Source organism: Ruegeria sp. AE3, assembly GCF_056542225.1.
The window spans coordinates 1,164,829-1,189,111 of record NZ_JBQFZL010000001.1 but is presented as its reverse complement, the minus strand read 5'-3'; the positions used below and the strand labels follow the sequence as shown (position 1 = coordinate 1,189,111).

Sequence of the window (24,283 nt, the reverse complement as noted above, 5' to 3'; positions counted from 1 at the left end):
ATTGAGATATGCGTTTGTTTTCACGTTCGATACTTGCCCTCTGTGGTGCTTTTTGCGTCGGCGCAGCTGCACCAGCACTGGCTGACACACCCGTGACCTACACCGAGGAAGGCCGAGCGCTTTTTCGGTTTGACGTACCCGACTTCTGGATCCTTCGCACCGGCGGCCCGCGCGAGATTGAGGATACCGAACTGGGCGATGCCCGCGCGGTCGCGCGGGTTATGGGGCTCCGGCCGGTGACAGACGACGCAGTGTGGATGGGTTTCGTATCACCTTCGGGGGTTGGAACAATTCAGGGCGGCGTCCGGTACTTGCAGGATATCGACAAGTTTCTGGTCAAAGACCCGACGACGACCAGCACCAGCGATACCCGTATTGGCGGGTTGCCAGCCCGCGTGTTTCGGGGCACCGGGCACCGGGACGGCAAGGGAGTAAGCTTTTCCGCCACCGTCATTGACCTTCCGCAAGGCCGGGTTGCCATCGCAGTTGCCATTCTGCGGGACGGGGCGGACCCGAGTTATGCAGATGATCTTAACGCCGTTTTCGCGTCGTTCCGGGCACTTCAGTGAGGGAGGGAGCGATGAGTGTTAGACTGATCAAACGGATGTCCCTTGCGCTGGGGTTTGGGATCGCGACTTTGACGCTGTCGGCCTGTGACGGTGTGACGGTCGGGGTCGGGTACGGGTATGACCCGTTTTACGACTCGATGCTGTGGAACGACTATTACCATGACGTTAATGTGGATATTGACGTTGATCGTCCCAACCGGCCTGATCGACCAGTGCGCCCCGAGCGTCCGAAACCGCCTGTGGCCAAACCTCCCGCGCGCCCGCGCCCACCTGTGGCGCGCCCACCGGTTGCCCGCCCGCCCATTCATCGACCGGGCCCGCGACGCTAAGGAACAAAAGGCCGCCTGTCAGGCGGCCTTTCTTATGAAAGAAGCTCGGTCGTTATGTGGGCCGAGCCTTCGAGCGTCCGGTGAACCGGGCACTTGTCCGCAATCTCAAGCAAACGTTGCCTTTGCTCCTGATCCAGCGGGCCGCTCAGGCGGATTTTCCGGCGAAACTGGTCCACCTTGCCGTCATTCACCAATCCGGCATCCTGCGCATGAACTTTGTCATGACACACATCGACGCTGACATTTGTCAGGGGCCAGCCTTTGCGCCTGGCGTACATGCGTATTGTCATCGATGTGCAGGCCCCCAAACCGGCCGAGACAAAGCCATAAGGCGACATGCCCTTGTCCGTACCGCCATAGGATGCGGGCTCATCCGCGACCAGATGGTGGTTTGGACCGGCCTGAATATCCTGCATGAACCCGCCCGGATCTGCTTCTGTTATGCGCACAACGCCCTCTGGCGCACCCGGTGGCGGAGCGGGCGGGCACAGTTTCACATAGCGCGAAACCCAAGCGGCGATGACATCTGCTGCATATTCGGCGTCAGAGGCGCGCGTGATCAGATGATCGGCATCGTCGAGAGTTACAAAGCTTTTGGGGTGTTTCGCGGCCATAAAGATCGCGCTCGCATTGTCGATGCTGACCGTTTCGTCGCGTGGAGCATGAAGGATCAACAGGGCAGCTTTGAGGTCGGCGATTGCAGATGACAGGGCTGATTTGGCAATATCGTCCACAAAAGCCTTACCAATTCGGAAGGGGCGACCACCCAGAGAGACCTCGGCACTGCCGTCCTCTTCGATCTGAGGCAGCGCCGCCTCAAAGTGATGCGATACATGGGCGGGGTCCGCCGGAGCACCCAATGTCACGACGGCTTTTACAGTCGGAATACCAGCCCGCGCCCGCAGCACCGCCGCGCCACCAAGCGAGTGGCCGATCAGCAGTGCAGGTGCCATGTTTCGACCGGCCAGATATTGCGCGGCTGAAATCAGGTCCTCGACATTCGAAGTGAAGGTCGTGTTGGCGAATTCGCCTTCTGAATGGCCCAGCCCGGTGAAATCGAACCGAAGCACCGCGATACCCATGGCAGCCAGACGGGCAGAAATGCGCCGGGCGGCCGGGATATCCTTGGAACAGGTAAAGCAATGGGCGAACAGGGCCGTTGCCAGCACTGGTCCGTCCGGCAAATCCAGTCGCGCCGCCAATTGGCTGCCGTCATGTCCGGCAAAAGTGATGCGTTCCGTGGGCATGTCGGCTCCTTAAGTGGTACGGGGGAACACGCCCAATACTGTGTATTTGACCCTTCGGTCACAACCCTTAAGTCACACGCGTAACGGGAAGGTGAGAACGAATGGGTGTTTCACAGACTGCACAAGATCCCCGCCGTTTTCGTGTTGCACGGCGGCGGAACTCTCACTTTCTTTTAATATCAAGAACGATGATGGCAATCAGAACAAACATTCGTTTCACTTATGTCTCTGCACATCCCATCTGTAGTTCATGAAAGCTGAAACAGGAGACACAGATGTCACATGCAGATATTGCGCCCCAGATACCCGACCTGCGTTCACGTATGATCCTGGCCATTATTCTGGCCGGCGTTGCCGGGTTCGCGGTCGGCCAATCCTGGCCCGCACCCCAAGGTGGTTCACAGGTTCAGATCAGCCCTGCCACGGAAGACTGGCATGGAAACGTCCGCCGGTCCCATTGGTCGGAGTGAAGGCCCGGCCTTATTCGATCCCCATCAATTGGGGGTCAAAGGGATATCTGGACAGGTTCTCATACCCGGTTTCGGTAATGAGAACCTGATCCTCAAGCTTGATGCTGAAATCGCCACCGACTTCGCCGACACAGGCTTCGACGCACAACACCATGCCTGGCTCCAGCGGATAGTCATAGGCGCCTTCGACGGCTTTGTCCGGATACGCGACCAGCGGCCATTCATCACACAATCCCACTCCGTGCATCAGGCAGCCGTATTTCTGCGCCTGAAACTTGTCGTCAAGCCTGTGCGACATGGCCGTAAGTTCCGGGATCATCACACCGGGCTTCAGCATTTGCATGTTGGTCATGATGTGTTCATGCGCGTGCTGCATGGCATAGATCATGTCAGGGCGGGGCTTTTGGTCACCAATCCACCATGTACGCGAGATATCGATGCAAATCCCGTAAGACCCGATCAGGTCGGTGTCGAAGGCGATGATTTCGTTTTGCTGCGTGATGCGCGGGCCGCATTCCTGGAACCAGGGGTTCGTGCGTTGGCCTGACGCCAACAGGCGGGTCTCGATCCACTCGCCACCGCGCCGGATGTTTTCCGCGTGCAGAACAGCCCAGATATCATCCTCGGTTGTCCTGCCATTGCCGACATTGGCGCGCGCAAAGCTCTCCATTTCCGCTACAGCGGTTTCACAGGCGTGATTGGCACAGCGCATGGCCAGAATCTCATCTGGCCCCTTCACGGAACGGGTCTTTTCGGTCAGCTCTTCGCCTTCCATGACTTCAAAGCCCTGCGCCTCAAGCGCGCGCAGACCGTGCAACATGATCTTGTCGACAGCCAAACGTTTATTGCCGCCGCCATGCACATCGATCAGCACGCGCACCTCGTTCGAGAAGACATCTGCCGCTATATTCACCTTGTCGCCACGGTCGAAGTAAAACAGATCCGCGCCTGAACGCTGCTCGCGCACCAGCGGATTGAACGTGCTGAGGAAAGGCGAGTTCTTGTAGTCCCAGATCACCATATAGCCATCGGCACATAATAGCACCGCGCGAAACGGGTTATGCGTATTCCACAACTGCATGTTCGTGCTGTCGGTCGCATAGCGGATGTTCAGCGGGTCAAAAACCAGCAAACCACCATATCCGCGATCAACGATGGCCTGCGTTAGTCGCTTCCAGCGGTGTTCCCGCATCCGTGCAAGATTGGGCAATTCCAGACCTGCCGCAGCCCATTCGTCAAAAGCCAGCTGTGTCGGCCCGATCTCGATCCGGTCATTCTCATTTGGCGTGCCATCGCCCAGCGTAGCGCCTCGGCTGGGGTCAATCTTGCGCGTGTCTCGGTAATGCTTGTTCATGACGGACCTCGTTGCTTGTTCGGTCAAACCTAAGGTGCCCATGTGGATCGTCTTGGAAAAATGCGACGGCGAACCTGTCGTTTTCGACCGACAAAAATTTCGACCTATGCTAAGTCGCTGGTATGAATAAAGTTCTGCAGGAAAAAATACCATATGATGTCGGCAACCCGCGTGCTTTACCGGGTATACAGCCTGCAACGATGGAAAACTGGTTGCATCGGGACGAGGCTTTTGCCGGTCAGATGCAACGCCGGGAGAAGCTGCTGACAGAACGCCGCGATGACGTTCTGGCGCTTGATCCGCAGGCTGAATCCGCTGCTCGGGAACTGCTCGACCTTGTGGTGTCGCAGGTCTATCCCAATGCGGGTAAGGAGGTCGTCAGACCCGATGGTGTAACGGTCGCAGTCGACCGGGCGCAGCCGCTTGATACATTGTGCAGGCTGGTTCAGGAGGATTTTTGCATCCTTCAAAAGCGCGGAACTGAACATGTATTGACTGGCGCAATCCTGTGTTTCCCGGCCAGCTGGCTTTTGTCCGAGAAATTCATGCGACCACTGATCGACATCCATGTGCCTGTTGCAAGTTACGACGACAATATCGCCAAGCGGGTGCAGCGCCTGTTCGACGGGATACAGCCCGGTCGTCCGCTCTGGCGCTTTAACGCGCTTTGGTATGAAGACCCCGAACTGTTTCAACCCCGAAGCGCCAGTGACAGGCGGGGCGTCACAGATCGACGTAAAACGTCTTACCTGAGAAGTGAGCGGCAAACCCTGCTGCGCTTGCCGAAAACGGATGCGGTCGTCTTTTCAATCCACACTTATGTTCTGGCGGCGAACGCGGTTCCCATAATGGAAAACCCCGCCTGAAGGCGGGGCATCCAAGGAGGGTCTTCTGTAATTCTCTTATTGGCCCAAGGCGGCCGCAACATCGGCAAACGCGTTTGTTGCGTTCAGGGCAACTATCGCGAAGGTAAAGACAAGCACCTGGGTGTTGAGGCGAAAATCTTCACCCCGGATCAGATTCACTGCAGCCATTGACAGGGCAATCGGGGTCGAAACGCCTGCCAGTACACCCGTCATGCACCAACTGCTGAGACGCAGAACGTCGCTTGGCTTTACGACACCATCGTCGTCATCGAACGTTTCCTGACCTGGCATGTTTGTATCTTCACTGCGAAACGCGATGCTGAGCAATTGTTCATCTGTCAGCTGGATCGGGCGGGACGTCGAAGTATGAAGTACACTTAAGGTGTCACCGTTCTCTGGCACATTCACTGCCGAGAATTGCCCAGTCAGCGACTGAAAAATTTGTTTTCTGTCGCGTGATCGGCTGGGGGCCAGAGTGTCAAAGGCGCTCATAAACTGCTCGACCGTCAGAACCGTGTGTGGCGACAGCCATTCAACGCGCCGGGTCGAACAAATGTCGACCATGCGATACAGAATGACGACCATCATCAGTTCCGAAATCTCGGAGTCATCCAGCAGGGGTGAGACCGGCGTGATTGAAAGAACCAATCTGTTTTGCGGATTTGCGGCGCGGGGTTTTGTTATCGTTTTTAGCCCCGCGGCGCGATCCATACGCTCGTACCGGTCTTCCTGCTCGGGGGTGCCTGTATCCAAGGTCAGTCGCACAAGATACTGACTTGAAACAATGCTGGCTTCAGAATTGCTCAGCAACGCCTTGCGTTCGACCAGATGGCCGTAATCTTCCAGCGTCGTGGCAACGATTGTGCCAAAACGCTCGATCGCGCCATTCGCGTCGCCATTAAATTGCAGGCCGCCATGGTAGCTGTGCTTCCGAGCCACTGCACTGTCCTTTTTGCGTACTGTTCAGCAAACACTGTAACAACCATTCGTGTGGAGAATTTGGCGGAAAATGCAAAAAAGGTGATTTTACTCCGGTATTGGTTACGCGTTGGAAACCAAGAAACTAAAGGCTTTTGTTTGTCACTGTGGCGGAAATGTGGCGAAAGCGGGTGCGGAGTGTGTTTTTGGTGCGACCGCCTATTGGTCGATTCGGGCGGCCATGATTGCTATGGATTGCTGATAAACAGAGGCCGCGTTCCACTGTTGCAGCACTTGAAAATTCGGCTCCCCTGGCTGATAGCCACGCCCCGGCTTCCACCCTTTCTTGCGAAGATAATTGGCGGTCGAGGCAAGCGCGTCGGTCATGTCATAGAAGTCCACCCGACGGTCGCCGGTGGCATCGACGCCATAGGTCAGGGCGTTGCCCGGCAGGAACTGAGTGTGGCCCAACTCGCCATGTTTTGCCCCTTTTGTCGCCACGGTAATGCTTCCTGCATCGACCAGTTTAAGTGCCCCGATTGCGTGCGGAACAAAGAACTCGGACCGGCGACAATCATAGGCCAGTGTTGTGATTGCGGAAACAACCTGACTGTCTCCCATAAAATTGCCAAAGCCGGTTTCCATGCCGTGAATGGCTATCAGAATGCCCGGCGGAACACCGTATTGCCGTTCAAGCGCAGCATAGAAATCGGGATTTGCAGCCTTGCGTTTGCGCCCCTGCGCGACGATTGCATCAGCGCCTCTGACACGCATGAACTTGTCCAGTGTGTATTTGAAGCTTTTCTGATTGCGGTCTGCCGCAATTGTGCCCGTGGCGTATTGAGCTTGGGCAAGCGCCTGAAGGCCCTTTTTTTTCACACCAGCCTTGCGGGCCTGCTGGGCGAAATCGGCCTTCCAGGCCTCGAACCCCGCGCTGGTATTCCCACAAGGCGCGGCCAGAAGGGGCGAGGACACAAGCAGGGCGAATAATACGTAAAGGCGAAACATGCAGGTAATCCGGTTGTGTTAAAATCTGAGGCCAGCCTACCTTGAGCTTTGAATTGGGCAAAGCAGTTCGTTGGAGTAGCACCAACCGCTCCTGCAAAAGCTTGTTGACTGGTCTGCAGAGCGCCTTTGAAGGGTTTCAGATCCTCAGCATCGGGCAGATAGCAAGGGCGAAGGTAAAAAGTGTGTATTCTGCGTCATGGCGCTCGAAAAGGCTGAACAGCTACAGACCGGCGCAAATGAAACAGGGGCGCCCGTTTGGGCGCCCCTGTAAATCCATGCCGTGTTGCTTAGCAGCTGTAATACATGCCGTACTCAACCGGGTGTGGTGTGTGCTCGTAGGTTTCGACCTCTTCCATCTTCAGGGCGATGTAGCCGTCGATCTGGTCTTTGGTGAACACGTCACCTTGCAGCAGGAAGTCGTGATCGGAAGCCAGCGCTTCCAGAGCTTCACGTAAGCTGCCGCAGACAGTCGGGATACCGGCCAGTTCCTCGGCAGGTAGATCGTACAGGTTCTTGTCCATGGCTTCGCCCGGATCGATCTTGTTTTTGATGCCGTCCAGGCCAGCCATCAACAGAGCGGCAAACGCCAGGTAGGGGTTAGCTGCCGGATCGGGGAATCGAGCCTCGACACGTTTTGCTTTAGGGCTCTCGGTCCACGGAATACGGACACAACCTGATCGGTTGCGGGCCGAGTAGGCGCGCAGAACTGGGGCTTCGAAACCGGGGATCAGGCGCTTGTAGCTGTTGGTTGCCGGGTTGGTGAAGGCGTTCAGTGTCTTGGCGTGCTTCAGGATACCACCGATGAAGTACAGCGCTTCGTCCGAAAGATCAGCGTATTTGTCACCCGCGAACAGTGGCTTGCCGTCTTTCCAGATCGACATGTTCACGTGCATGCCGGTGCCGTTGTCACCTGCGATAGGCTTCGGCATGAAGGTTGCCGATTTGCCGTACGCATGAGCCACGTTGTGGATGACGTATTTGTACTTTTGCAGTTCATCCGCCTGCTTGGTCAGGCTGTCGAAGATCAGGCCCAGTTCGTGCTGGCATGAAGCAACTTCGTGATGGTGCTTGTCGACCTTCATGCCCAGACGCTTCATGGTGGACAGCATTTCCGACCGCAGGTCCTGCGCTTCGTCGATCGGGTTCACCGGGAAGTAGCCACCCTTGACGCCCGGACGGTGGCCCGTATTGCCCATTTCGTATTCGGTGTCGGTGTTCCATGATGCGTCAGTTGCATCAACTTCGTAGGATACCTTGTTGATCGTGTTCGAATACCGGACATCGTCAAACAGGAAAAACTCGGCTTCGGGGCCCATGTATGCAACATCGCCGATCCCCGATGCCTTCAGGTAGGCTTCGGCTTTCTGCGCTGTGCCGCGCGGGTCACGCTCATAGGCTTCGCCTGTATCGGGCTCGACGACCGTGCAGTGTACGCAAATGGTTTTCTCAGCGTAGAACGGATCAACATATGCGCTTTCGGTGTCGATCATCAGCTTCATGTCCGATGCTTCGATCGACTTCCAGCCTGCGATGGACGAGCCATCGAACATGAAGCCTTCGTCCAGGAAGTCTTCGTCGACCTGATCGGCCATCAGGGTCACGTGCTGCAGCTTGCCGCGGGGGTCGGTGAAACGGACGTCGACATATTCGGCGCCCTCTTCCTTGATCAGCTGAAGAACTGCGTCCTTGCTCATTCTCTTGATTCCTCTGACTTGAAGATTGGTATGTTAGAGCGCGTCCGAGCCGGTCTCGCCGGTACGGATGCGAATGGCTTGTTCAACCGGAGAGACAAAGATCTTACCGTCGCCGATCTTGTCGGTCTTGGCTGCCGACACGATGGCCTCGATGGCCGCATCGACCTGGTCATCGTCCAATACGACCTCGACCTTTACCTTGGGCAAAAAGTCGACAACGTATTCTGCGCCACGATACAGCTCGGTATGGCCTTTCTGACGGCCGAAACCTTTGACTTCGACGACGCTGAGACCCTGAACACCTACGTCCTGCAACGCCTCTTTCACTTCGTCCAGTTTGAACGGCTTGATGATCGCTTCGATCTTTTTCATTCCGGCTCACCTTGAATGGTTGTCTCAGGCGCAGTGATCACGTCTAAGATCGGGCAGCAACGTGATTGCGGTATCGGTCGGGTCGGTATCCGTTGAAATCAGGCTCTGTGCTAATTTTTGGGCGGTTTGCACAAAAAGTAATCGAAACTGAATCGCGCGAGGGTGTGACATGTCCGAATTGCTGACAGCGGCGCAGATGAGAGCCATCGAGCACGCGGCCATTGAGTCCGGTGAGGTCACGGGCCTGGAGCTGATGGAGCGGGCAGGGCAAGGCGTTGTCGAGGCGATCTTCGAGGAATGGCCAGATCTGGACAGGCGAGGGGCCAACCCCTCGCGCTCCCCGGAGTATTTGGAAAAAGATGAAGATAATCCGTTGCGCGCGGTCGTGCTGTGCGGGCCCGGAAACAACGGCGGTGACGGGTTTGTCGTGGCGCGTCTTTTGCGGGAACTGGGCTGGAAGGTTGAGGTATTCCTGTATGGCGATCCTGACAGGCTGCCGCCGGACGCGCGGGTGAATTATCAGCGATGGGGTGAGTTGGGTGTTATCAACGCGCTTTCAAAAGAAGGCTTGAAGAATGACCGCCTGGCCAATTTTGGAATACCTAACGTTTTGGTGGACGCGATTTTCGGCACGGGGTTGACACGTCCGATTGATCCTGTGCTTGGGCAATTGTTGGAGTATTTTTGCAGCTTGTCATCACGCGTTCGCTTTGTGGCAGTCGATTCTCCTTCGGGGCTGTGCATGGACAGCGGAAAGGTGCTTGGTGCCCGAGCAGAAATATTGACCGATGCCAGACCCCTTTCTGCGGATCTGACAGTAACCTTCGAACGAAGAAAACTTGGGCATGTGTTGAGCGACGGTCCGGCCTATTGCCGGAAAGTGAGCGTCGTCGAAATTGGTCTGAATGAAACGTCGGAGCGGCACTGGGGGCAGGTTATTTTGCAAGGAGAAAGAGCAGGCCGGGGTCCAGTCCGCAGCGTCACTCTGGACGACCAAAAGCTCGATAGCGGGCGGCGTGCAAGAACGCTTTTGACAAAGCAAAGCGATTTACCTTCAGTCGTTGCGCACAAATACACCCATGGCCATGCCCTGATCCTTTCGGGTGGCCCCGGCAAATCCGGTGCGGCGCGTCTGGCCGCGCGGGGGGCCTTGCGGATTGGGGCAGGGTTGGTGACGCTGGGGGTGCCATCCTTGGCGTTGGCAGAGGTGGCGAGCCGGATCACTGCCCTCATGCTACAGTGCGTTGATGGTTCTCTAATGCTGTCAGACGTGTTGCAGGACGTGCGGATGAACGCCCTTTGTCTGGGCCCCGGTTTGGGGTTGGAGCGCGCGCGGGACCTGGTGCCGGTCGCCCTGATTGCGAAACGTGCGACGGTTCTGGATGCGGATGCGCTGACAGCTTTTGCTGGTGATCCCGGAAACCTGTTCGAAATGCTGCATGACCGCTGCGTTCTGACCCCACATGGCGGAGAGTTTGCGCGGCTGTTCCCCGATCTGGCGGAAAAGCTGAGCGAAACGCCGGTCAGAGGCCCCGCCTATTCCAAGGTGGACGCAACGCGAGAGGCAGCGGCACGTGCGGGATGTGTCGTGTTGTTCAAAGGGCCGGATACTGTCATTGCGGCCCCGGACGGGCGATGTTCGATCAATGCCGCGTGCTATGATCGCGCCGCCCCTTGGCTTGCAACCGCCGGGTCAGGCGATGCGTTGGCCGGTTACATCGCCGGGCTATTGGCGCGGGGGGTCGATCCGATGACGGCGGCTGAGACAGCAGCGTGGCTGCACGTGGAATGCGCACGGCGTTTCGGGCCGGGATTGATCGCCGAGGATCTGCCTGAGCAATTGCCCGGTGTTTTCAAACAGCTGAATGTCTAGTTGTTTTGGGCAGAAAGCAGTTCAGGCTCTGTCTGAATCGCATGTTTTCGCTGTCAAGATGTGCGCGGATGCATACCGCATATTTGTCAGGTGCATAGGTAGGCATCACTATTCATTTGCAAACTGCCAGTGGGGGCTGGAGTCGTATCTTGTAAGCTGATGAAAAATAATGTAAAATGGTAGAATTCTTTGTGTGTTCTGTTGCTAAAATACAATTCTTGCGTAAGACAAGGGGCAGACCACTGGAACGCTCGGATTCAGTAAACAAATGGGCAGTATCTGAACCCCGAACCAATTATGGTGAGTGAAATGACCCCAAATATCAAAAAGATATCGGTTGCTGCCTTTCTGACTGCCACGGTCGCTGTTCCGGCAGCCGCAGAGCTGAAATACGAAAATAACAGTGGCGGCTATGTGCTATTGTACGGGCAGTTTAACCCAGCCTTGATTTCTGTTGATGACGGGCAAGATACCGAGACCCGGGTCCTCGACAACGATCTGTCGAACAGCCGGGTTGGCCTGCGCCTGATGCAGCCATTTGGCCAGAACGAGTTTACCTTTCGCTTGGAAACGGCGTTGGGCTTGCCGAACTCGACTGAATGGAACCAGAACGGTACAAATTTCAGCGGCTGGACTCGCGACGATATCCGATTTGTGGATTTTGCCTTGAAGGGCAGCTACGGCAAATTCTCGGCTGGTCAGGGCAGCATGGTGGCAGATGGTGCTGCCGAGGTGGACCTGTCCTATGTCGGCACCGCGCTGTATTCGTTCACAAACGATGAAAACTCGGGCTTTTTCTATCGTGGCACAAACGGTGTGTTGAGCGGTATTACGGTTGGTGACAGTTCCAGCAACTTTGACGGCTCACGTCGCGGGCGTGTGCGGTATGACACACCAACGGTTAACGGGTTCTCGGCCGCATTTGCATATGGTCAGAACATCCTGTCCAGCAGTGACGATGATGACTACTATGACGTCGGTGTGTTCTATGAAAACACCTTTGCAGGCGGAGTAGAGTTTGCGGCAGCTGTCGCGTATTCGGTGCGGGACCGGGATGACAATTCAGGGGATCGCAAAGATACCATCAGTTCGGCCTCGGTGTTGTTGCCCAGCGGTCTGGGTTTCACGATTGCCGGCGGCACGCGTGACGATGACCGGGCTGGCCAGACGGACCCGAATTACTGGTACGGCAAGGTCTCGTACGAAGGGAACTGGGTTTCCTGGGGTAAGACAGGTGTCGGCATCGACTATTATGACGGCGCGGATTTCGAGACCAACGGGTCCGACACCAAGGCATGGGGTATCGCTGTCGTGCAGAAGGTCGAAGCGATCAATACCGATGTATACCTGAAGTATCGCAACCACGACTTCGATGATGGTTCATCCTTTGACAACAACGAAGCATGGGTTCTGGGCGCGCGCTGGAAGTTTTAATTGCCTTCCAGCGACCCAACACGAACGCCCCGAAAACCGGGGCGTTCTTTTTTGCCAAAACCAGGTTGATTCAGCCTTTGCCCCTTGCACGTTGGCGGCAGGGCAAATAGAAGGCGTCAAATTTGCCCGGCGCGCCCGTTTTGCGCGCCCCGAATCCTATGGGGACTACCAAAATGCAGGTTACCGAGACGCTGAACGAAGGTCTGAAACGCGGCTACAACATCGTTGTGACCGCAGCCGAACTGGACGACAAGGTCAATGAAAAGCTGACCGAAGCACAGCCGGAAATCGAAATGAAAGGCTTCCGCAAAGGCAAGGTGCCGATGGCGCTGCTGAAAAAGCAGTTTGGCCAGCGCCTGCTGGGCGAGGCGATGCAGGAATCCATCGACGGTGCGATGAACAAGCATTTTGAGGACAGCGGCGACCGCCCCGCGCTGCAGCCCGAAGTCAAGATGACCAACGAGGACTGGAAAGAAGGCGATGATATCGAGGTCGCGATGTCCTACGAAGCGCTGCCCGCGATCCCTGAGGTCGATCTGAAATCGGTCGCGCTGGACAAGCTGATCGTCAAGGCGGATGACGCCGCCGTCGAGGAAGCGCTGAACAACCTGGCTGAAACCGCTCAGGACTTCAAAGCCCGCCGCAAGGGTTCGAAAGCCAAGGAAGGCGACCAGATCGTGTTCGATTTCGTCGGCAAGGTTGATGGTGAAGAATTCGAAGGTGGATCGGCGGAAGATTACCCGCTGGTTCTGGGCTCGAACAGCTTCATCCCCGGTTTTGAAGACCAGCTGGTCGGTGTGAAGGCCGAGGAAGAAAAAGACGTCAACGTGACTTTCCCGGAAGAATATGGTGCCGAACACCTGGCCGGAAAAGACGCGGTCTTCACCTGCACGATCAAGGAAGTGAAAGAGCCGGTTGCAGCGGAGATCAACGATGAGTTGGCGATGAAGTTTGGCGCCGAGGATCTGGCCGCCCTGAAAACTCAGATTTCGGAACGTCTGGAAGCAGAATACGCAGGTGCATCGCGCGCTGTCATGAAGCGGGCCCTGCTGGACGCGCTGGATGAGAAAGTGTCGTTCGACCTGCCGCCGTCGCTGGTTGAAGCCGAAGCCAAGCAGATTGCACATCAGCTGTGGCACGAGGAAAACCCCGAGGTAACCGGCCATGACCACGGTGAGATCGAACCCACCGATGAGCACAACAAGCTGGCCGAACGCCGCGTGCGTCTGGGTCTGTTGCTGGCTGAACTGGGCCAAAAGGCAGAGGTGGAAGTCACCGACGCCGAGATGACCCAGGCGATCATGAATCAGGCCCGTCAGTACCCGGGCCAGGAACGCCAGTTCTTCGAGTTCGTACAGCAGAACGCTCAGATGCAGCAGCAACTGCGCGCGCCGATCTTCGAAGACAAGGTTGTCGACTATGTGTTCGAGCTGGCCCAGGTCAGCGACAAGGAAGTCAGCAAGGACGACCTGCAAAAAGCCATTGAGGCATTGGAAGAGGAATAATCCTCTTCCTTCCCTCTTTGTTCAGAGAGGGGAAAAAACGGAGCCGCCTGTAAACAGACGGCTCCGCATGGGTGGCTTTTGTATCTATGAGGTGAGGGGGTCAGGCCTCATGAGCAAAAGCACGGGGGGTTTCTAACAAAGCGATCTTCTGCTCTGGTGTGAACGTATCCGAGAGCGCTTCGATCAGCTTCAGAACGTCCTGACGTTCAGCTTCGTTCCTCGCGGCGCTCATCTGTTCCACAAAATACTTCTCAAGATCAGTCAGTGGCTTGTGATCCTGATTGGCCGGGTTCTGGGTTGCGGCCTTCTTGGCTGCAAACAGTGCCAGTGCCTCTTCGTCGTCCATAAAGACGTTCTCATGGATGCCTGCAAATTCGCGCAGGCCCGAGATGCGTTCATCGGTACAATCCAACAGGGCGGCCAGTGCCGAGACTTTCCCCATGGGAACCGTTTCGCCGACATAGTCATATGGCGCGCAGTTCGACCGTTTCAGAACCCGGTCCATGACCGGATCGATTACGGTGATGATATCCTGAATGCCTGAGTTCTTGGCATATTCCAGAGAACCAATCATCAGCTCGCAGGTAGCATAAGAGACAGAATTCTTTTCCTTGCCACGCGTTAGGCGCTGCGTGTCCACGCAGAAGCGTGTCGATTCCCACATTGTTGCGCTGCGAAGTGGTGCTTCCCCGCAAAGGATTGCCGAAAACACATCCGACAACATATGAGGTCCTGTGGTCTGTAGGGCACGCACGGCTGCGACGACATTCCCCCCGTCGTCGAGTCCGATTACATATGCCGGGTCCAGATGATCGAATTCATCAATTTCCTTGCCGTCTTCGATCTTTACGTCCCATCCAAGACGTCCGCCAAAAACACGTGCTCTCAACTCGAACATTTCGTCAAGAACTTCGCTGAACATATGTCTGTTCAGGCCATCTACCACGATGATCATTTCTTCCCCCTTCGAGTGGTTGTTCGGTAATACTGACGTTACCGCTCTCGAAAGATTTTTCTATTGGGGGATTCCCGTATTTTGACGAAATTTGGGGATTTTTTTGTTTATCCCGGGGTAATAAGCCCGATCGCTATCGCCCGCCCTACAGCCTGAGGGGTGGTCAGCGCACTAAGCTTTTCCCGGCTCGAACGCAAGTGTACTTCTACGGTTCGGTGCGAAATAGACAAAATATCGCCGATATCCTGCTGCGACTTACCTGCGGCGACCCATTGCAGGATTTCCGCTTCGCGAGAGGACAATGTCGGATGATATAGTGCGTTGGTCAGCTGATCCGACGACACGACATTGTCGTGGATGTGTACGGCCATGGCCTGCAAATCGCCGATAAAGTTTGTATAGAGCTTACGCCACTCTTCCTTGCTGCAATTTCGGGTTGCGCTCAGCAGGCCAATATCGCCGTAAGGGCCACGTACCGGGATCGTAACTCCCTGACTGGGCAGGCCAAAATCATGAGCATCCCGGAACACACGCTGAAAATCCGGACTCCGTTCAAGACGGCTCCAATCCACCGGCGCAATACTGCGGCGGGCCATGTGGATGGTCGGGTCGATCATGATCAGACCCTGTTTCTGGTAGTGCTCGGTCCAGGCGTCGTCATAGGTGACAAAGCCAGCCACTGTTCCTGCCGCGGGATTCATACCAGCGTAGGCCGCATGATCCATGTCATGCTTCTCACAGATTTGCCTTAGAAACTCGGTATATCGAACTTCAGAATCCGGCAGAGTGCTCAGATCGACAATTTCCATGTGGCGCCTACCAGCTGTGGCCCATCTTGCCGCCCGATGGTGTCGTCGAGCATGCGTATTACACAGAGTGGAACCCGTTTACCTCACCACGTCAGAACATCATACTTTTCTAAACATGACAAGGAGAGGTCTTAATTGTCTGTGCAATACCGCATATTGCGACAACCAATAGAACATTTTTGTCACTATTCAGTTTCAAGTGCCAAATCCGGCCAATTTCTGACGCCAATGGACGTCAGGGCGCCGGTCTCAACCCGGTTTCGACCAGCATCCCCTTGGCTTTTGCCTCTGGATAGTAACCTTTGGCGTACAGGAAAATCGCCCTGCGTTGATCCCCGTCGGACAGCAGCCAGGCACCTCGCAGGTACTTTCCCGCAAACTCAAGGTTGGTGTCTGCGTCCAGCAAACCTTCGGCTTTACCGGTGTAACCCATCGAGCGCGCAGTGGCGGGTAGAACCTGTAGAAGGCCGTAATAGGGCTGGTTGACGGCCCATGGTCGGTGCGTGCTTTCACGTATGGCCAGCTTGTGAACCAGCTCTCGCGGAACCTGATAATGATCCGCCCATCTGTTGATCGAAGCTCTCAGCTCGGGCGTTTCATTTGGGTGAAGCGGCGGGTCAAAACGTGGCGTACCCGCCTTGGAGACCTGGTCTGCCCCGCAGGCAACCAACGACACAAATAGAAACAGTGCCAGGAAACTTTGGCGCAGATAAACAAGCATTTTTCGGTCCTCTGGATTTCGGCGGCAATGATACGGATCGACAATAAGCCTTCAAGCTCACCCAGGAAAATGGGCTGAAACTTGCCGGTACGACTTGTGAACACATAGGGAAAAAAGAAAAGGCCGCGCTTTGGCGCGGCCTTTGGAATGCTCACAAGCAGCCGGATCAGGCTTTGGCTTCGTCTTCTTCAACCGGTGCTGCGTCGGCAACCATGTCGTCGTCCGAAGCGGCCGAGCCGATGTCGTCGAACAGTTCGGCGATCTCGAATTCAGCAGCGGCTTCTTCTTCAGCAGCCAGTTCCTGAATCGATTTGCCCGAAGCCTGCAGTTCGGCTTCTTCTGCCGAACGGGCCACGTTCATTTTGATTTCGACTTCAACCTCGGGGTGCAGTTTGACTGCGACAGTGTGCAGACCCAGTTCCTTGATCGGGGCGATCAGGACAATCTGTTTCTTGTCGACGGTGAAACCTGCGTCGGTTGCGGCGTCAGCGGCGTCACGCGGGGTGACCGAACCGTACAGAGCGCCGGCATCCGATGCCGAGCGAATCACGATGAACTGCTGACCGTCCAGCTTTTCAGCCAGTGCTTCAGCTTCTTTCTTGGTTTCCAGGTTGCGGGCCTCAAGCTGCGCTTTCTGGGCTTCGAACGACGCGATGTTGGCGTCGGACGCGCTCAGGGCTTTGCCTTGGGGCAGCAGGAAGTTGCGGGCGTAGCCGGGCTTGACGTCAACGACGTCGCCCATCTGACCCAGTTTCGCAACGCGTTCCAGCAGGATAACTTGCATGTCAGTCTCTCCTTACTTCACAGCGTAGGGCAGCAGGGCGAGGAAGCGGGCGCGCTTGATAGCACGGGCCAGTTCACGCTGCTTCTTCGCCGAAACGGCGGTGATGCGCGAAGGAACGATCTTGCCACGCTCAGAGATGTAGCGCTGCAGCAGACGGGTGTCTTTGTAGTCGATCTTCGGCGCGTTCTCACCCGAGAACGGGCAGACCTTGCGGCGGCGGAAAAATGGTTTTGCGGCCATGGTTTAGAGTCCTTTTCTCAGGCGTTGATCAACGGCGCTCGCGGCGTTCGCCACGTTCGTCACGCTTCTGCATCTGAACCGACGGACCATCTTCGTGGCCGTCGACCTTGATGGTCAGAACGCGCATGACATCTTCATGCAGACGCATCAGGCGTTCCATTTCCTGCACCGCGCCCGAGGGGGCATCGGTTTTCAGAAAGGCATAGTGGCCCTTGCGGTTTTTGTTGATCTTGTAGGCCATCGTCTTGACGCCCCAGTACTCGCTATCAACCAGCTTGCCGCCGTTGTCAGCCAGAACGGTGCCGAAATGTTCGACGAGGCTTTCCGCCTGCGCGTTGGACAGATCCTGACGCGCGATCATTACATGCTCATACAGTGGCATGTGCACTCCTGTTTATATCAAGGCGCATTTCATAGGCGGGGCCAAACGTTCCTTCGCGACCCTGCCACGAGAGGCTGCGCGATTCATACGACTGCGAAGGATGGCCCCGTATACACGTCTGAGCCGCAAGGGCAAGCCCTGCCACATATGCCTCTGAGACGCCGCCCAAATTCCTTTAGGCCGCCCAATTGCTGACGCTTTTCGGCTCAAAGTTGTTTTGCATACCGGACATCAACCGGATCAACAGAATTTCGAAAGTAACCTTAAAAGGGTGACGTGTTATGACCGCTACTAACACAAACGCATATCAGGAAAGCGTTGCCGGCTCGCGATTTGAAAATTCAGTGCCGGTAATGATCACGTTTGCACCGAACTGGAAGGCCCGCCTGATCCTGGCGCGGATGGTCGGGGCGTTCCTGATCGTTTCTGCGTTCTCCATGTGGTTGATGCCCGGATCGGTCGTTGGCGCAGATGTTTGGCCGATCAAGATGGCGGCGTCCATGCTGTTTCTGGTCGTTGGCGTCGCCCTGCTGACGATCGAGGTTCTTGACCCGCGTCCTGACGCCTATTTCGACCCGATCCGTCGCGAAGTCCGGGTGTTGCAGAAGAACGAAGACGGGCGCCCTCAGACTGTTCTGCGCCGCAGCTATGACTCGCTGGGTGGGGCGCGTTTCGAAGAAAACGAAGTTCATCTGTTTGACGTGGACGGCAGCCTTTTGATGAAGCTGCCACTTGAATCTGCGGATGTCAGCCGGGCGCTGAAAGGTCAACTAAGCAAGAGCGTAACAATTTTCGGCTGAGTTTTATTCTGTTCAAAAACGAACAGAAGTTGTGAACCAAAAATGGTTGTGTGCTGCCCCTGGGCAGCACATTTTGCGTTCAAGCAATCCTGACGGATTGCAATCACAAAAACCGCGGAGATTGATATGAAATCCACCTTTCTTGCTGCTGCATTGGCCGTGTCAGCGACTACGGCATTCGCCAGCGCCGAGAAATACGTGTTGGACCCCAGCCACAGCCAGGTCATTTTCAGCTATGACCATCTTGGGTTCTCAACCACGACTGGCATGTTTTCCGGCTTTGAAGGCGAGATCATGTTTGATCAGGAAAACCCTGCCGCTTCGAGCGTGAGCGTGTCGATGCCCGTATTGGAGATGTTTACCGGCTGGAAACCCCGTGAAGATCACTTCATGACCGAGGATTTCTTTGGCGCGGCCGAAGGGGATCTGATCACCTTTACATCGACAGGAATCGAAGTGACCGGTGACAACACCGCGAACATCACTGGCGATCTGACGATGAACGGTGTGACCAAATCAGTTGTTCTGGACGCAAAGCTCAACAAGGCTGACACCCACCCGATGGCGAACCAGCCCTGGGCTGGTTTCAATGCCACGACAACGCTGGTCCGCAGTGAATTCGACCTGGGTCAGTTTGCACCGTTTGTCAGCGACGAAGTGCAAATCCAGATTTCGGTCGAGGCACAAAAAGCCGAGTAATCGCAGAATCACGAACAGAAAAACGCCGGTGATTAAATCACCGGCGTTTTTTTTGCCTTACTGACCGCGTATCGCAGTGAGTTCTACGGATACTGCGACGGTAAAGCCCAGCGAGTCTTCGGTAGGCTGCGATGTGCCTACATCAAACTCCAACCGGTTAAGCTCGATTGTGCCCGCCATGGTGGCCGTGTCGCCCTGCAGGTCCAGCGAGAAGGGCAAAACGACATCGATCGACTTGTCGCGAATAGTAAGCGGGCCGCGCGCCTCAAAACCACTTTCGGTTTTATAAAGATCGGCCTTGAACTGAGCAGTGGGGAACCGGGCGTTGTCGAAGAAATCCGGCCCCATGGCCTGATCGGATACGGTTCCAAGACGAAGCGAGCCAATGGCTATCGTGACATCGACAGATCCCGCCGGGCCCGGGTCTGTGGGCTCGTCAAAGGTAATTGCGGCAGTCCAGTCAGAAAACGAACCTGTCACGGGGCTGTTCAATTGCGAAATTGTAATCGACAGCGTGCCGCTCTGGACTTGCCATTCCGATTGAACCTCAGCCAATTGGACATCCGGGGCTTCCCCTATGTTAGGGGCCAGCTTCCCGGTTGCCCAGCCTCCGGTGACGACGACACCCCAGACCGCCAGTGCGGCAACGGCTGGAATCAGTGAATGGGTTTGATGTGGTGGTTCCGGCGCATCTGACAGACCCGGTAACATCCGACGCAATGTGCCGTCCTTGTCGATGACGTGATGTTTCAGCGCACCTGCAATGTGCAGGACAAGGGAAACAACCAGAACCCACATGAAGAGCCAGTGCAGAACTCCTGTAACCTCGGCCACGGCGGTGGATTTCGGTACAAAAGGCAGGTTTTGGCCGAAGGGCCAAAGGATTGGGGCAAAGCCCTCGGTCGCGGCGTGGTGAATCCAACCGGTCAGGGGCACAAGGACCAGCGAACCGTAAAGCAGCCAGTGGACGGTTTCAGCGGCGAAGGCTTCGGGTTTGTTGTCAGCATTCAGAAGGCCGGGCTTGGTTTGCGTGAACGCCCAAAGAATGCGGGCCAATGCCACGAAGAACACGGTAACCCCCACGGTTTTATGCAATGAGAACACGCGCGCTGCACGGGCAATTTCCAACTCGGTCGGGGCCGTTGCCGAGTGCAGTACCGCATGTGCCAGATTGTCCGCGACCCAGCCGAGGGGCAAAGCCGTGAAGATCAGCAACGCGGTTAGCCAATGAAACGTCTTTGCGATGCTGCCGTAGCTTGAAAAGGAATTGGTCGATTGCATGTGTCGGACGCTCCGGGATTCTGGGTTGTGCCCAAGGTAAAGCCGGATGAAACAGACACAAGTGAGCGCGGGTGCACACAAAAGGTGCCAGAATGTAGAAAGCAGGCAATGCTTGTGCCAGACGATCAGTCAGTTTACACCCCGCCGCAACCTGACACCATCCATGAGGTTGCAATGACACTCGCGTTCGTTTTTCCGGGACAAGGCGCCCAGACCATAGGTATGGGCAAAGCTCTGGCAGAGTCCTATCCGGCGGCTCAGGCCATTTTCGATGAGGTGGACGACGCGTTGGGCGAGAAGTTGAGCAGTCTGATTTGGGACGGTGATATTGCTGACCTGACACTGACCCAGAATGCTCAACCCGCGTTGATGGCGACATCGATGGCAGCCATGCGTGCTTTGGAAGCCGAGGGCGTATCCGTCAGCATGGCGGCTTTTGTGGCGGGGCATTCACTGGGTGAATACTCGGCTCTGGCCGCGGCGGGGGCCTTGTCTGTTGCAGATACAGCGCGTTTGCTGCGCACCCGTGGTCAGGCTATGCAAAGCGCGGTACCCGTGGGCGAGGGGGCCATGGCCGCCATTCTGGGGCTGGATCTGGAGGCCGTACGCGCCGTGGCGGAAGAAGCCGCACAGGGCGAGGTCTGTCAGGCCGCAAATGACAACGATCCCACGCAGGTCGTCGTGTCGGGTTCAAAAGCCGCTGTCGAGCGCGCAGCCGAGATAGCCAAGGAAAAAGGTGCAAAACGTGCCGTTATGTTGCCGGTAAGTGCTCCATTTCACTGTTCGCTGATGAAACCTGCTGCAGATGTAATGGCAGAAGCGCTTGCTGCCGTCGAAATTAAGGCACCAGCCGTACCTTTGGTGGCCAATGTTCGCGCCGAGGCTGTCAGCGATCCGGATCTGATCCGTCAATTGCTGGTCGAGCAGGTGACCGGTTCGGTTCGCTGGCGGGAAAGCGTGCAATATATGGCGGCTCGAGGCGTGACTGAAACATGGGAAATCGGCGCTGGCAAGGCGCTGTCCGGTATGATCCGCAAGATCGATCGCGAAATCGCGGGCAAGGCCGTGGGCACACCGGAAGACGTTCAGAAGACCATTCAGGTCGAATCGTAAGCTCAATCCGCGTTGTAAGCGACGCAGCAAGAGGGAAACCGAATGTTTGATTTAACAGGTAAGAATGCGCTGATCACCGGTGCTTCGGGCGGTATCGGAGGTGACATCGCACGTGCGTTGCATGGCGCAGGTGCAACGGTTGGTTTGTCCGGTACACGCGTTGAACCGCTTCAGGCTCTGGCCGACGAACTGGGCGAACGCGCGCATGTTCTGCCCTGCAACTTAAGTGACCCGGAAGCCGTTGAAGCGTTGCCTAAGCAAGCGGCCGAGGCGATGGGATCGGTGGACATTCTTGTAAACAACGCCGGAATCACGCGCGACAACCTGTTCATGCGCATGTCCGACGAAGAATGGCAAAGCGTCATTGACGTGAACATGACCTCGACCATGAAACTGTGCAAAGGGGTGATCCGGGGCATGATGAAGGCGCGCTGGGGCCGTATCGTCAATATCTCGTCCGTGGTGGCCGCAATCGGCAATCCGGGGCAGGCGAACTATGCCGCGTCCAAGGCCGGTATGATCGGGTTTTCCAAGGCTTTGGCCCACGAAGTTGCGACACGCGGAATTACTGTGAATTCCGTGGCACCTGGATTTATCACAACTGCAATGACCGAGAAACTGACCGAGGAACAGAAAAAGGGTCTGTTGCTCAAGGTTCCGGCCGGTCGCATGGGCGATCCCGAGGAAATTGCAGCTGCCGTTCTGTATCTTTCCAGCCCCGAAGCGGGCTATGTTACCGGAAGCACCTTGCATGTGAACGGTGGTATGGCCATGTTGTGAGCGCGACAGGGGCGAGTGCGAAAGCGTTTGCCTCTTGCGTCGACTATGCTATAGGCGGCGCATCTATGCGGGGCCGGTCGTTCAGGTCGGCCTTCTATTTCCCGGTTCGCCGGGACCGAAACCGCCCAAAACGGGCAAACCAAAGCCAACCCGTGCGGGCAAGGGCAGAATCGGGCGGACCGCCCTGTAAAGGAATGAGGAATTGACATGAGCGACGTCGCAGATCGCGTTAAGAAGATCGTTGTTGAGCACCTGGGTGTTGAAGAAGATAAAGTCGTGGAAAACGCGTCCTTCATCGACGATCTGGGCGCAGATAGCCTGGACACTGTTGAGCTGGTCATGGCCTTCGAAGAAGAGTTCGGCATCGAGATCCCCGATGACGCAGCCGAGACCATCCAGACCTTTGGCGACGCCGTCAAGTTCATCAGCGAAGCGTCCTAAGCGTTTCTTTCTGATCAAAATCGGCGCTTCCGGGCAACGGGGGCGCCGTTTTTTTATGCCTGCCCGAATTTCGGACTTGCGTGGCTATTGTGGCCTGCGCACTGTTTCCACTGAGGCAAAACTCAAAGTGGACAGGGCATGATAAGATCCACTCCGATGATAAATACCGCGCGTTTGACGCTGTGCGCCATGCGCCCGGAAGACTTTGACCGGTTTGCGGAAATTTGGCGTGACCCTTGTGTCGTCCGGCATATCGGCGGCTCTCCCCGGTCGCGTGGCGAAGCGTGGGATTCGTTCCTGCGTAATGCCGGGCATTGGCAGATGGCCGGTTTTGGCCAGTGGGGCGTGATGCAACAATCGAATCGCAAGCTGATCGGGCAGGCCGGATTCTTCTATAGCAACCGATGCATGGGCGACGATTTCGACGGCTTCCCCGAGGCGGGGTGGGTGCTGGTCCCCGAAGCACAGGGGCAGGGATTGGGATACGAGGCAGCCAAGGCTGCGCATGACTGGTTTGATCGGGTGATTCCCGGACCGTTGGTCGCGATGATAAACGCGACGAACATGTCTTCGCAGAAACTCGCCAAGAAGCTAGGCTATGTTCTGATGCGGGAAGGGGTGTATAATGAAACCCCGGTGCATTTGTTACGACGCAACGGACCGCCAGCTCGCGCATAGATTCGCCACTTAAACAGTATGCCGCAAAATGGCCAAGCTGTGCCGATCCCGGTGATTTCGGGCGGGCGTTCTGGATGTATGCTGCCGGGGATTTTCAGAGCGATTGAGCGGAGGACCAAGCTCATGAGGATTTACCCCACGATGGAACTGCAGAACGGCCGGTGTGTCTCGCTGGACAAGGGTCGTCTGGAAGAAGCGATGATCTGGCACGTGAATCCGGTAGAAACCGCACGGAGCTGGGCAGAGGCGGGTGCCGAATGGATGCACCTGACGGATTTCGACGCGATCGAGGGTAAGGATACCAACGCGCAGCTGGTCGAGGATATCCTTCGCAAGGCCGAGATTCCGGTGCAGTTGGCGGGTGGCATGCGCTCGCGCGAGCAGATTGAGCGCTGGATCGACAAGGGCGCGGGCCGCATCGTGGTTGGCACGCTTGCTGCGCGTGAACCAAACCTGGTCAAGGATCTGGCCAAGCTGCACCCTGACCAGATCGTGCTGTCAGTGGATGTCTGGCAAGGCCTTGTTATGACTGACGGCTGGCGCAGCCAAAGTGCGTTCACGCCCGAAGCCTTTATCGACGCATTCGGCGATACGCCCTTTGCCGCCATCGTGGTAACCGATATCGACAGCGACATCGAAGATGTCGAGGCAAAGCTTGGTCTGATCTCGCGGCTGGCAAACCATTCGCGTACCCCGGTGATTGCCAGCGGTGTCGTGCGCACAGCAGACGATATCTCTCGGCTGGCATACATCCCCAACATCTCGGGCGCGATTGTCGGGCGTGCGTTGTTCCGCAAGACACTGGACTTGGCCAAAGCGCTTGAAACTGCCAAATCGGCCCACGAGCCGGTCGCGCAGTTTCAGTAAGCAACTCCGCCCTTTCGGCTGAACGCGCGAAAGGGCGGTTTTGACAAGTGCCGAATTTCTGGTTTCCTTGGGCATTCGGCGACAGGACGCCGGG

At 56.4% G+C, this 24,283-nt stretch carries 27 protein-coding genes; 14 read left to right on the top strand and 13 right to left on the bottom strand.

Features of this window, described 5'->3' with window-relative positions; genetic code table 11:
• Positions 1 to 8: 8 nt before the first annotated feature.
• Together ACR0NZ_RS05930 and ACR0NZ_RS05925 are read left to right on the top strand one after the other, a co-directional pair.
• Positions 9 to 569 carry a hypothetical protein gene (locus ACR0NZ_RS05930; RefSeq protein WP_480517493.1) on the top strand — a complete coding sequence of 187 codons (561 nt, stop codon included), beginning with the start codon at positions 9 to 11 and terminating at the stop codon, positions 567 to 569.
• A gap of 11 nt (positions 570 to 580) precedes the next feature.
• The gene (locus ACR0NZ_RS05925; protein ID WP_480473402.1) at positions 581 to 898 is read left to right on the top strand and encodes a hypothetical protein; all 318 of its coding nucleotides are present in this window, start codon (positions 581 to 583) and stop codon (positions 896 to 898) included.
• 32 nt (positions 899 to 930) lie between these two features.
• On the opposite strand, the gene ACR0NZ_RS05920 is transcribed toward ACR0NZ_RS05925, so the two are convergent.
• Positions 931 to 2,145: a bifunctional alpha/beta hydrolase/OsmC family protein gene (locus ACR0NZ_RS05920; RefSeq protein WP_480473401.1), complete on the bottom strand. Its 1,215-nt coding sequence runs from the start codon at positions 2,143 to 2,145 to the stop codon at positions 931 to 933.
• Between the two features lie 275 nt (positions 2,146 to 2,420).
• On the opposite strand from ACR0NZ_RS05920, the gene ACR0NZ_RS05915 reads away from it, so the two are divergent.
• Complete coding sequence (locus ACR0NZ_RS05915) at positions 2,421 to 2,615, top strand: hypothetical protein (protein ID WP_480473400.1); 195 nt, start codon at positions 2,421 to 2,423, stop codon at positions 2,613 to 2,615.
• A 10-nt stretch (positions 2,616 to 2,625) separates the two neighbouring features.
• Here ACR0NZ_RS05915 and dddP read toward each other — a convergent pair whose 3' ends face one another.
• A complete protein-coding gene (gene dddP, locus ACR0NZ_RS05910) occupies positions 2,626 to 3,969 on the bottom strand; it encodes a dimethylsulfonioproprionate lyase DddP (RefSeq protein ID WP_480517491.1) in 1,344 nt (447 codons plus the stop codon).
• Positions 3,970 to 4,091: 122 nt separating this feature from the next.
• On the opposite strand from dddP, the gene ACR0NZ_RS05905 reads away from it, so the two are divergent.
• Positions 4,092 to 4,835, top strand: a complete 744-nt coding sequence (locus ACR0NZ_RS05905) for a heme-dependent oxidative N-demethylase family protein (protein WP_480517488.1) — start codon at positions 4,092 to 4,094, stop codon at positions 4,833 to 4,835.
• Positions 4,836 to 4,871: 36 nt separating this feature from the next.
• Here ACR0NZ_RS05905 and ACR0NZ_RS05900 read toward each other — a convergent pair whose 3' ends face one another.
• The 4 genes from ACR0NZ_RS05900 to ACR0NZ_RS05885 all read right to left on the bottom strand — a co-directional run bounded on the left by ACR0NZ_RS05900 (position 4,872) and on the right by ACR0NZ_RS05885 (position 8,827).
• Positions 4,872 to 5,774: a hypothetical protein gene (locus ACR0NZ_RS05900; RefSeq protein WP_480473397.1), complete on the bottom strand. Its 903-nt coding sequence runs from the start codon at positions 5,772 to 5,774 to the stop codon at positions 4,872 to 4,874.
• A gap of 198 nt (positions 5,775 to 5,972) precedes the next feature.
• Positions 5,973 to 6,761 (bottom strand): lytic murein transglycosylase, encoded by a 789-nt coding sequence (locus tag ACR0NZ_RS05895; RefSeq protein WP_480473396.1) that lies wholly within the window; start codon positions 6,759 to 6,761, stop codon positions 5,973 to 5,975.
• Positions 6,762 to 7,048: 287 nt separating this feature from the next.
• Positions 7,049 to 8,455 carry a type I glutamate--ammonia ligase gene (gene glnA / locus ACR0NZ_RS05890; RefSeq protein ID WP_480473395.1) on the bottom strand — a complete coding sequence of 469 codons (1,407 nt, stop codon included), beginning with the start codon at positions 8,453 to 8,455 and terminating at the stop codon, positions 7,049 to 7,051.
• 33 nt (positions 8,456 to 8,488) lie between these two features.
• Positions 8,489 to 8,827 carry a P-II family nitrogen regulator gene (locus ACR0NZ_RS05885; protein ID WP_209503542.1) on the bottom strand — a complete coding sequence of 113 codons (339 nt, stop codon included), beginning with the start codon at positions 8,825 to 8,827 and terminating at the stop codon, positions 8,489 to 8,491.
• A 169-nt stretch (positions 8,828 to 8,996) separates the two neighbouring features.
• Between ACR0NZ_RS05885 and ACR0NZ_RS05880 the strand changes: the two genes are divergently transcribed.
• The 3 genes from ACR0NZ_RS05880 to tig all read left to right on the top strand — a co-directional run bounded on the left by ACR0NZ_RS05880 (position 8,997) and on the right by tig (position 13,639).
• Positions 8,997 to 10,700, top strand: a complete 1,704-nt coding sequence (locus ACR0NZ_RS05880) for an NAD(P)H-hydrate dehydratase (RefSeq protein WP_480517486.1) — start codon at positions 8,997 to 8,999, stop codon at positions 10,698 to 10,700.
• A 309-nt stretch (positions 10,701 to 11,009) separates the two neighbouring features.
• The gene (locus tag ACR0NZ_RS05875) at positions 11,010 to 12,134 is read left to right on the top strand and encodes a porin (RefSeq protein ID WP_480517484.1); all 1,125 of its coding nucleotides are present in this window, start codon (positions 11,010 to 11,012) and stop codon (positions 12,132 to 12,134) included.
• 173 nt (positions 12,135 to 12,307) lie between these two features.
• A complete protein-coding gene (gene tig / locus ACR0NZ_RS05870) occupies positions 12,308 to 13,639 on the top strand; it encodes a trigger factor (protein WP_480476781.1) in 1,332 nt (443 codons plus the stop codon).
• A gap of 100 nt (positions 13,640 to 13,739) precedes the next feature.
• Here the strand turns inward: tig and ACR0NZ_RS05865 are convergent, their stop codons facing one another.
• The 6 genes from ACR0NZ_RS05865 to rpsF form a co-directional block, all read right to left on the bottom strand.
• Positions 13,740 to 14,594 carry an acyl-homoserine-lactone synthase gene (locus ACR0NZ_RS05865; protein WP_480517482.1) on the bottom strand — a complete coding sequence of 285 codons (855 nt, stop codon included), beginning with the start codon at positions 14,592 to 14,594 and terminating at the stop codon, positions 13,740 to 13,742.
• A 107-nt stretch (positions 14,595 to 14,701) separates the two neighbouring features.
• Positions 14,702 to 15,403 (bottom strand): autoinducer binding domain-containing protein, encoded by a 702-nt coding sequence (locus ACR0NZ_RS05860; protein WP_480473391.1) that lies wholly within the window; start codon positions 15,401 to 15,403, stop codon positions 14,702 to 14,704.
• A 235-nt stretch (positions 15,404 to 15,638) separates the two neighbouring features.
• The gene (locus ACR0NZ_RS05855; protein WP_480517480.1) at positions 15,639 to 16,124 is read right to left on the bottom strand and encodes a transglycosylase SLT domain-containing protein; all 486 of its coding nucleotides are present in this window, start codon (positions 16,122 to 16,124) and stop codon (positions 15,639 to 15,641) included.
• Positions 16,125 to 16,290: 166 nt separating this feature from the next.
• Entirely contained in the window at positions 16,291 to 16,908 is a 618-nt protein-coding gene (rplI, locus tag ACR0NZ_RS05850) for a 50S ribosomal protein L9 (protein ID WP_480517478.1), read from the bottom strand.
• 12 nt (positions 16,909 to 16,920) lie between these two features.
• Positions 16,921 to 17,148 (bottom strand): 30S ribosomal protein S18, encoded by a 228-nt coding sequence (gene rpsR / locus ACR0NZ_RS05845; protein WP_005608650.1) that lies wholly within the window; start codon positions 17,146 to 17,148, stop codon positions 16,921 to 16,923.
• Positions 17,149 to 17,176: 28 nt separating this feature from the next.
• Entirely contained in the window at positions 17,177 to 17,530 is a 354-nt protein-coding gene (rpsF, locus tag ACR0NZ_RS05840; RefSeq protein WP_209503558.1) for a 30S ribosomal protein S6, read from the bottom strand.
• A gap of 353 nt (positions 17,531 to 17,883) precedes the next feature.
• Here rpsF and ACR0NZ_RS05835 point away from each other — a divergent pair, with 353 nt between their 5' ends.
• On the top strand, positions 17,884 to 18,330 hold the full coding sequence (locus ACR0NZ_RS05835) for a hypothetical protein (RefSeq protein ID WP_480473389.1): 447 nt from the start codon (positions 17,884 to 17,886) through the stop codon (positions 18,328 to 18,330).
• Between the two features lie 126 nt (positions 18,331 to 18,456).
• Positions 18,457 to 19,029 carry a YceI family protein gene (locus ACR0NZ_RS05830; RefSeq protein WP_480517476.1) on the top strand — a complete coding sequence of 191 codons (573 nt, stop codon included), beginning with the start codon at positions 18,457 to 18,459 and terminating at the stop codon, positions 19,027 to 19,029.
• A gap of 57 nt (positions 19,030 to 19,086) precedes the next feature.
• Here ACR0NZ_RS05830 and ACR0NZ_RS05825 read toward each other — a convergent pair whose 3' ends face one another.
• Positions 19,087 to 20,310 carry a cytochrome b/b6 domain-containing protein gene (locus tag ACR0NZ_RS05825; protein WP_480517474.1) on the bottom strand — a complete coding sequence of 408 codons (1,224 nt, stop codon included), beginning with the start codon at positions 20,308 to 20,310 and terminating at the stop codon, positions 19,087 to 19,089.
• A gap of 174 nt (positions 20,311 to 20,484) precedes the next feature.
• On the opposite strand from ACR0NZ_RS05825, the gene fabD reads away from it, so the two are divergent.
• From fabD to ACR0NZ_RS05800, 5 genes are all read left to right on the top strand, one after another.
• Entirely contained in the window at positions 20,485 to 21,423 is a 939-nt protein-coding gene (fabD, locus tag ACR0NZ_RS05820) for an ACP S-malonyltransferase (RefSeq protein WP_480517472.1), read from the top strand.
• A gap of 42 nt (positions 21,424 to 21,465) precedes the next feature.
• Positions 21,466 to 22,203 carry a 3-oxoacyl-[acyl-carrier-protein] reductase gene (gene fabG / locus ACR0NZ_RS05815; protein WP_480473386.1) on the top strand — a complete coding sequence of 246 codons (738 nt, stop codon included), beginning with the start codon at positions 21,466 to 21,468 and terminating at the stop codon, positions 22,201 to 22,203.
• 207 nt (positions 22,204 to 22,410) lie between these two features.
• On the top strand, positions 22,411 to 22,644 hold the full coding sequence (locus ACR0NZ_RS05810) for an acyl carrier protein (protein ID WP_050602116.1): 234 nt from the start codon (positions 22,411 to 22,413) through the stop codon (positions 22,642 to 22,644).
• A 138-nt stretch (positions 22,645 to 22,782) separates the two neighbouring features.
• Positions 22,783 to 23,322, top strand: a complete 540-nt coding sequence (locus tag ACR0NZ_RS05805) for a GNAT family N-acetyltransferase (protein WP_480473385.1) — start codon at positions 22,783 to 22,785, stop codon at positions 23,320 to 23,322.
• Between the two features lie 123 nt (positions 23,323 to 23,445).
• Positions 23,446 to 24,189, top strand: coding sequence for a 1-(5-phosphoribosyl)-5-[(5-phosphoribosylamino)methylideneamino]imidazole-4-carboxamide isomerase (locus tag ACR0NZ_RS05800; RefSeq protein WP_480473384.1), 744 nt, complete (start codon positions 23,446 to 23,448; stop codon positions 24,187 to 24,189).
• The last annotated feature ends 94 nt before the right edge of the window (positions 24,190 to 24,283 follow it).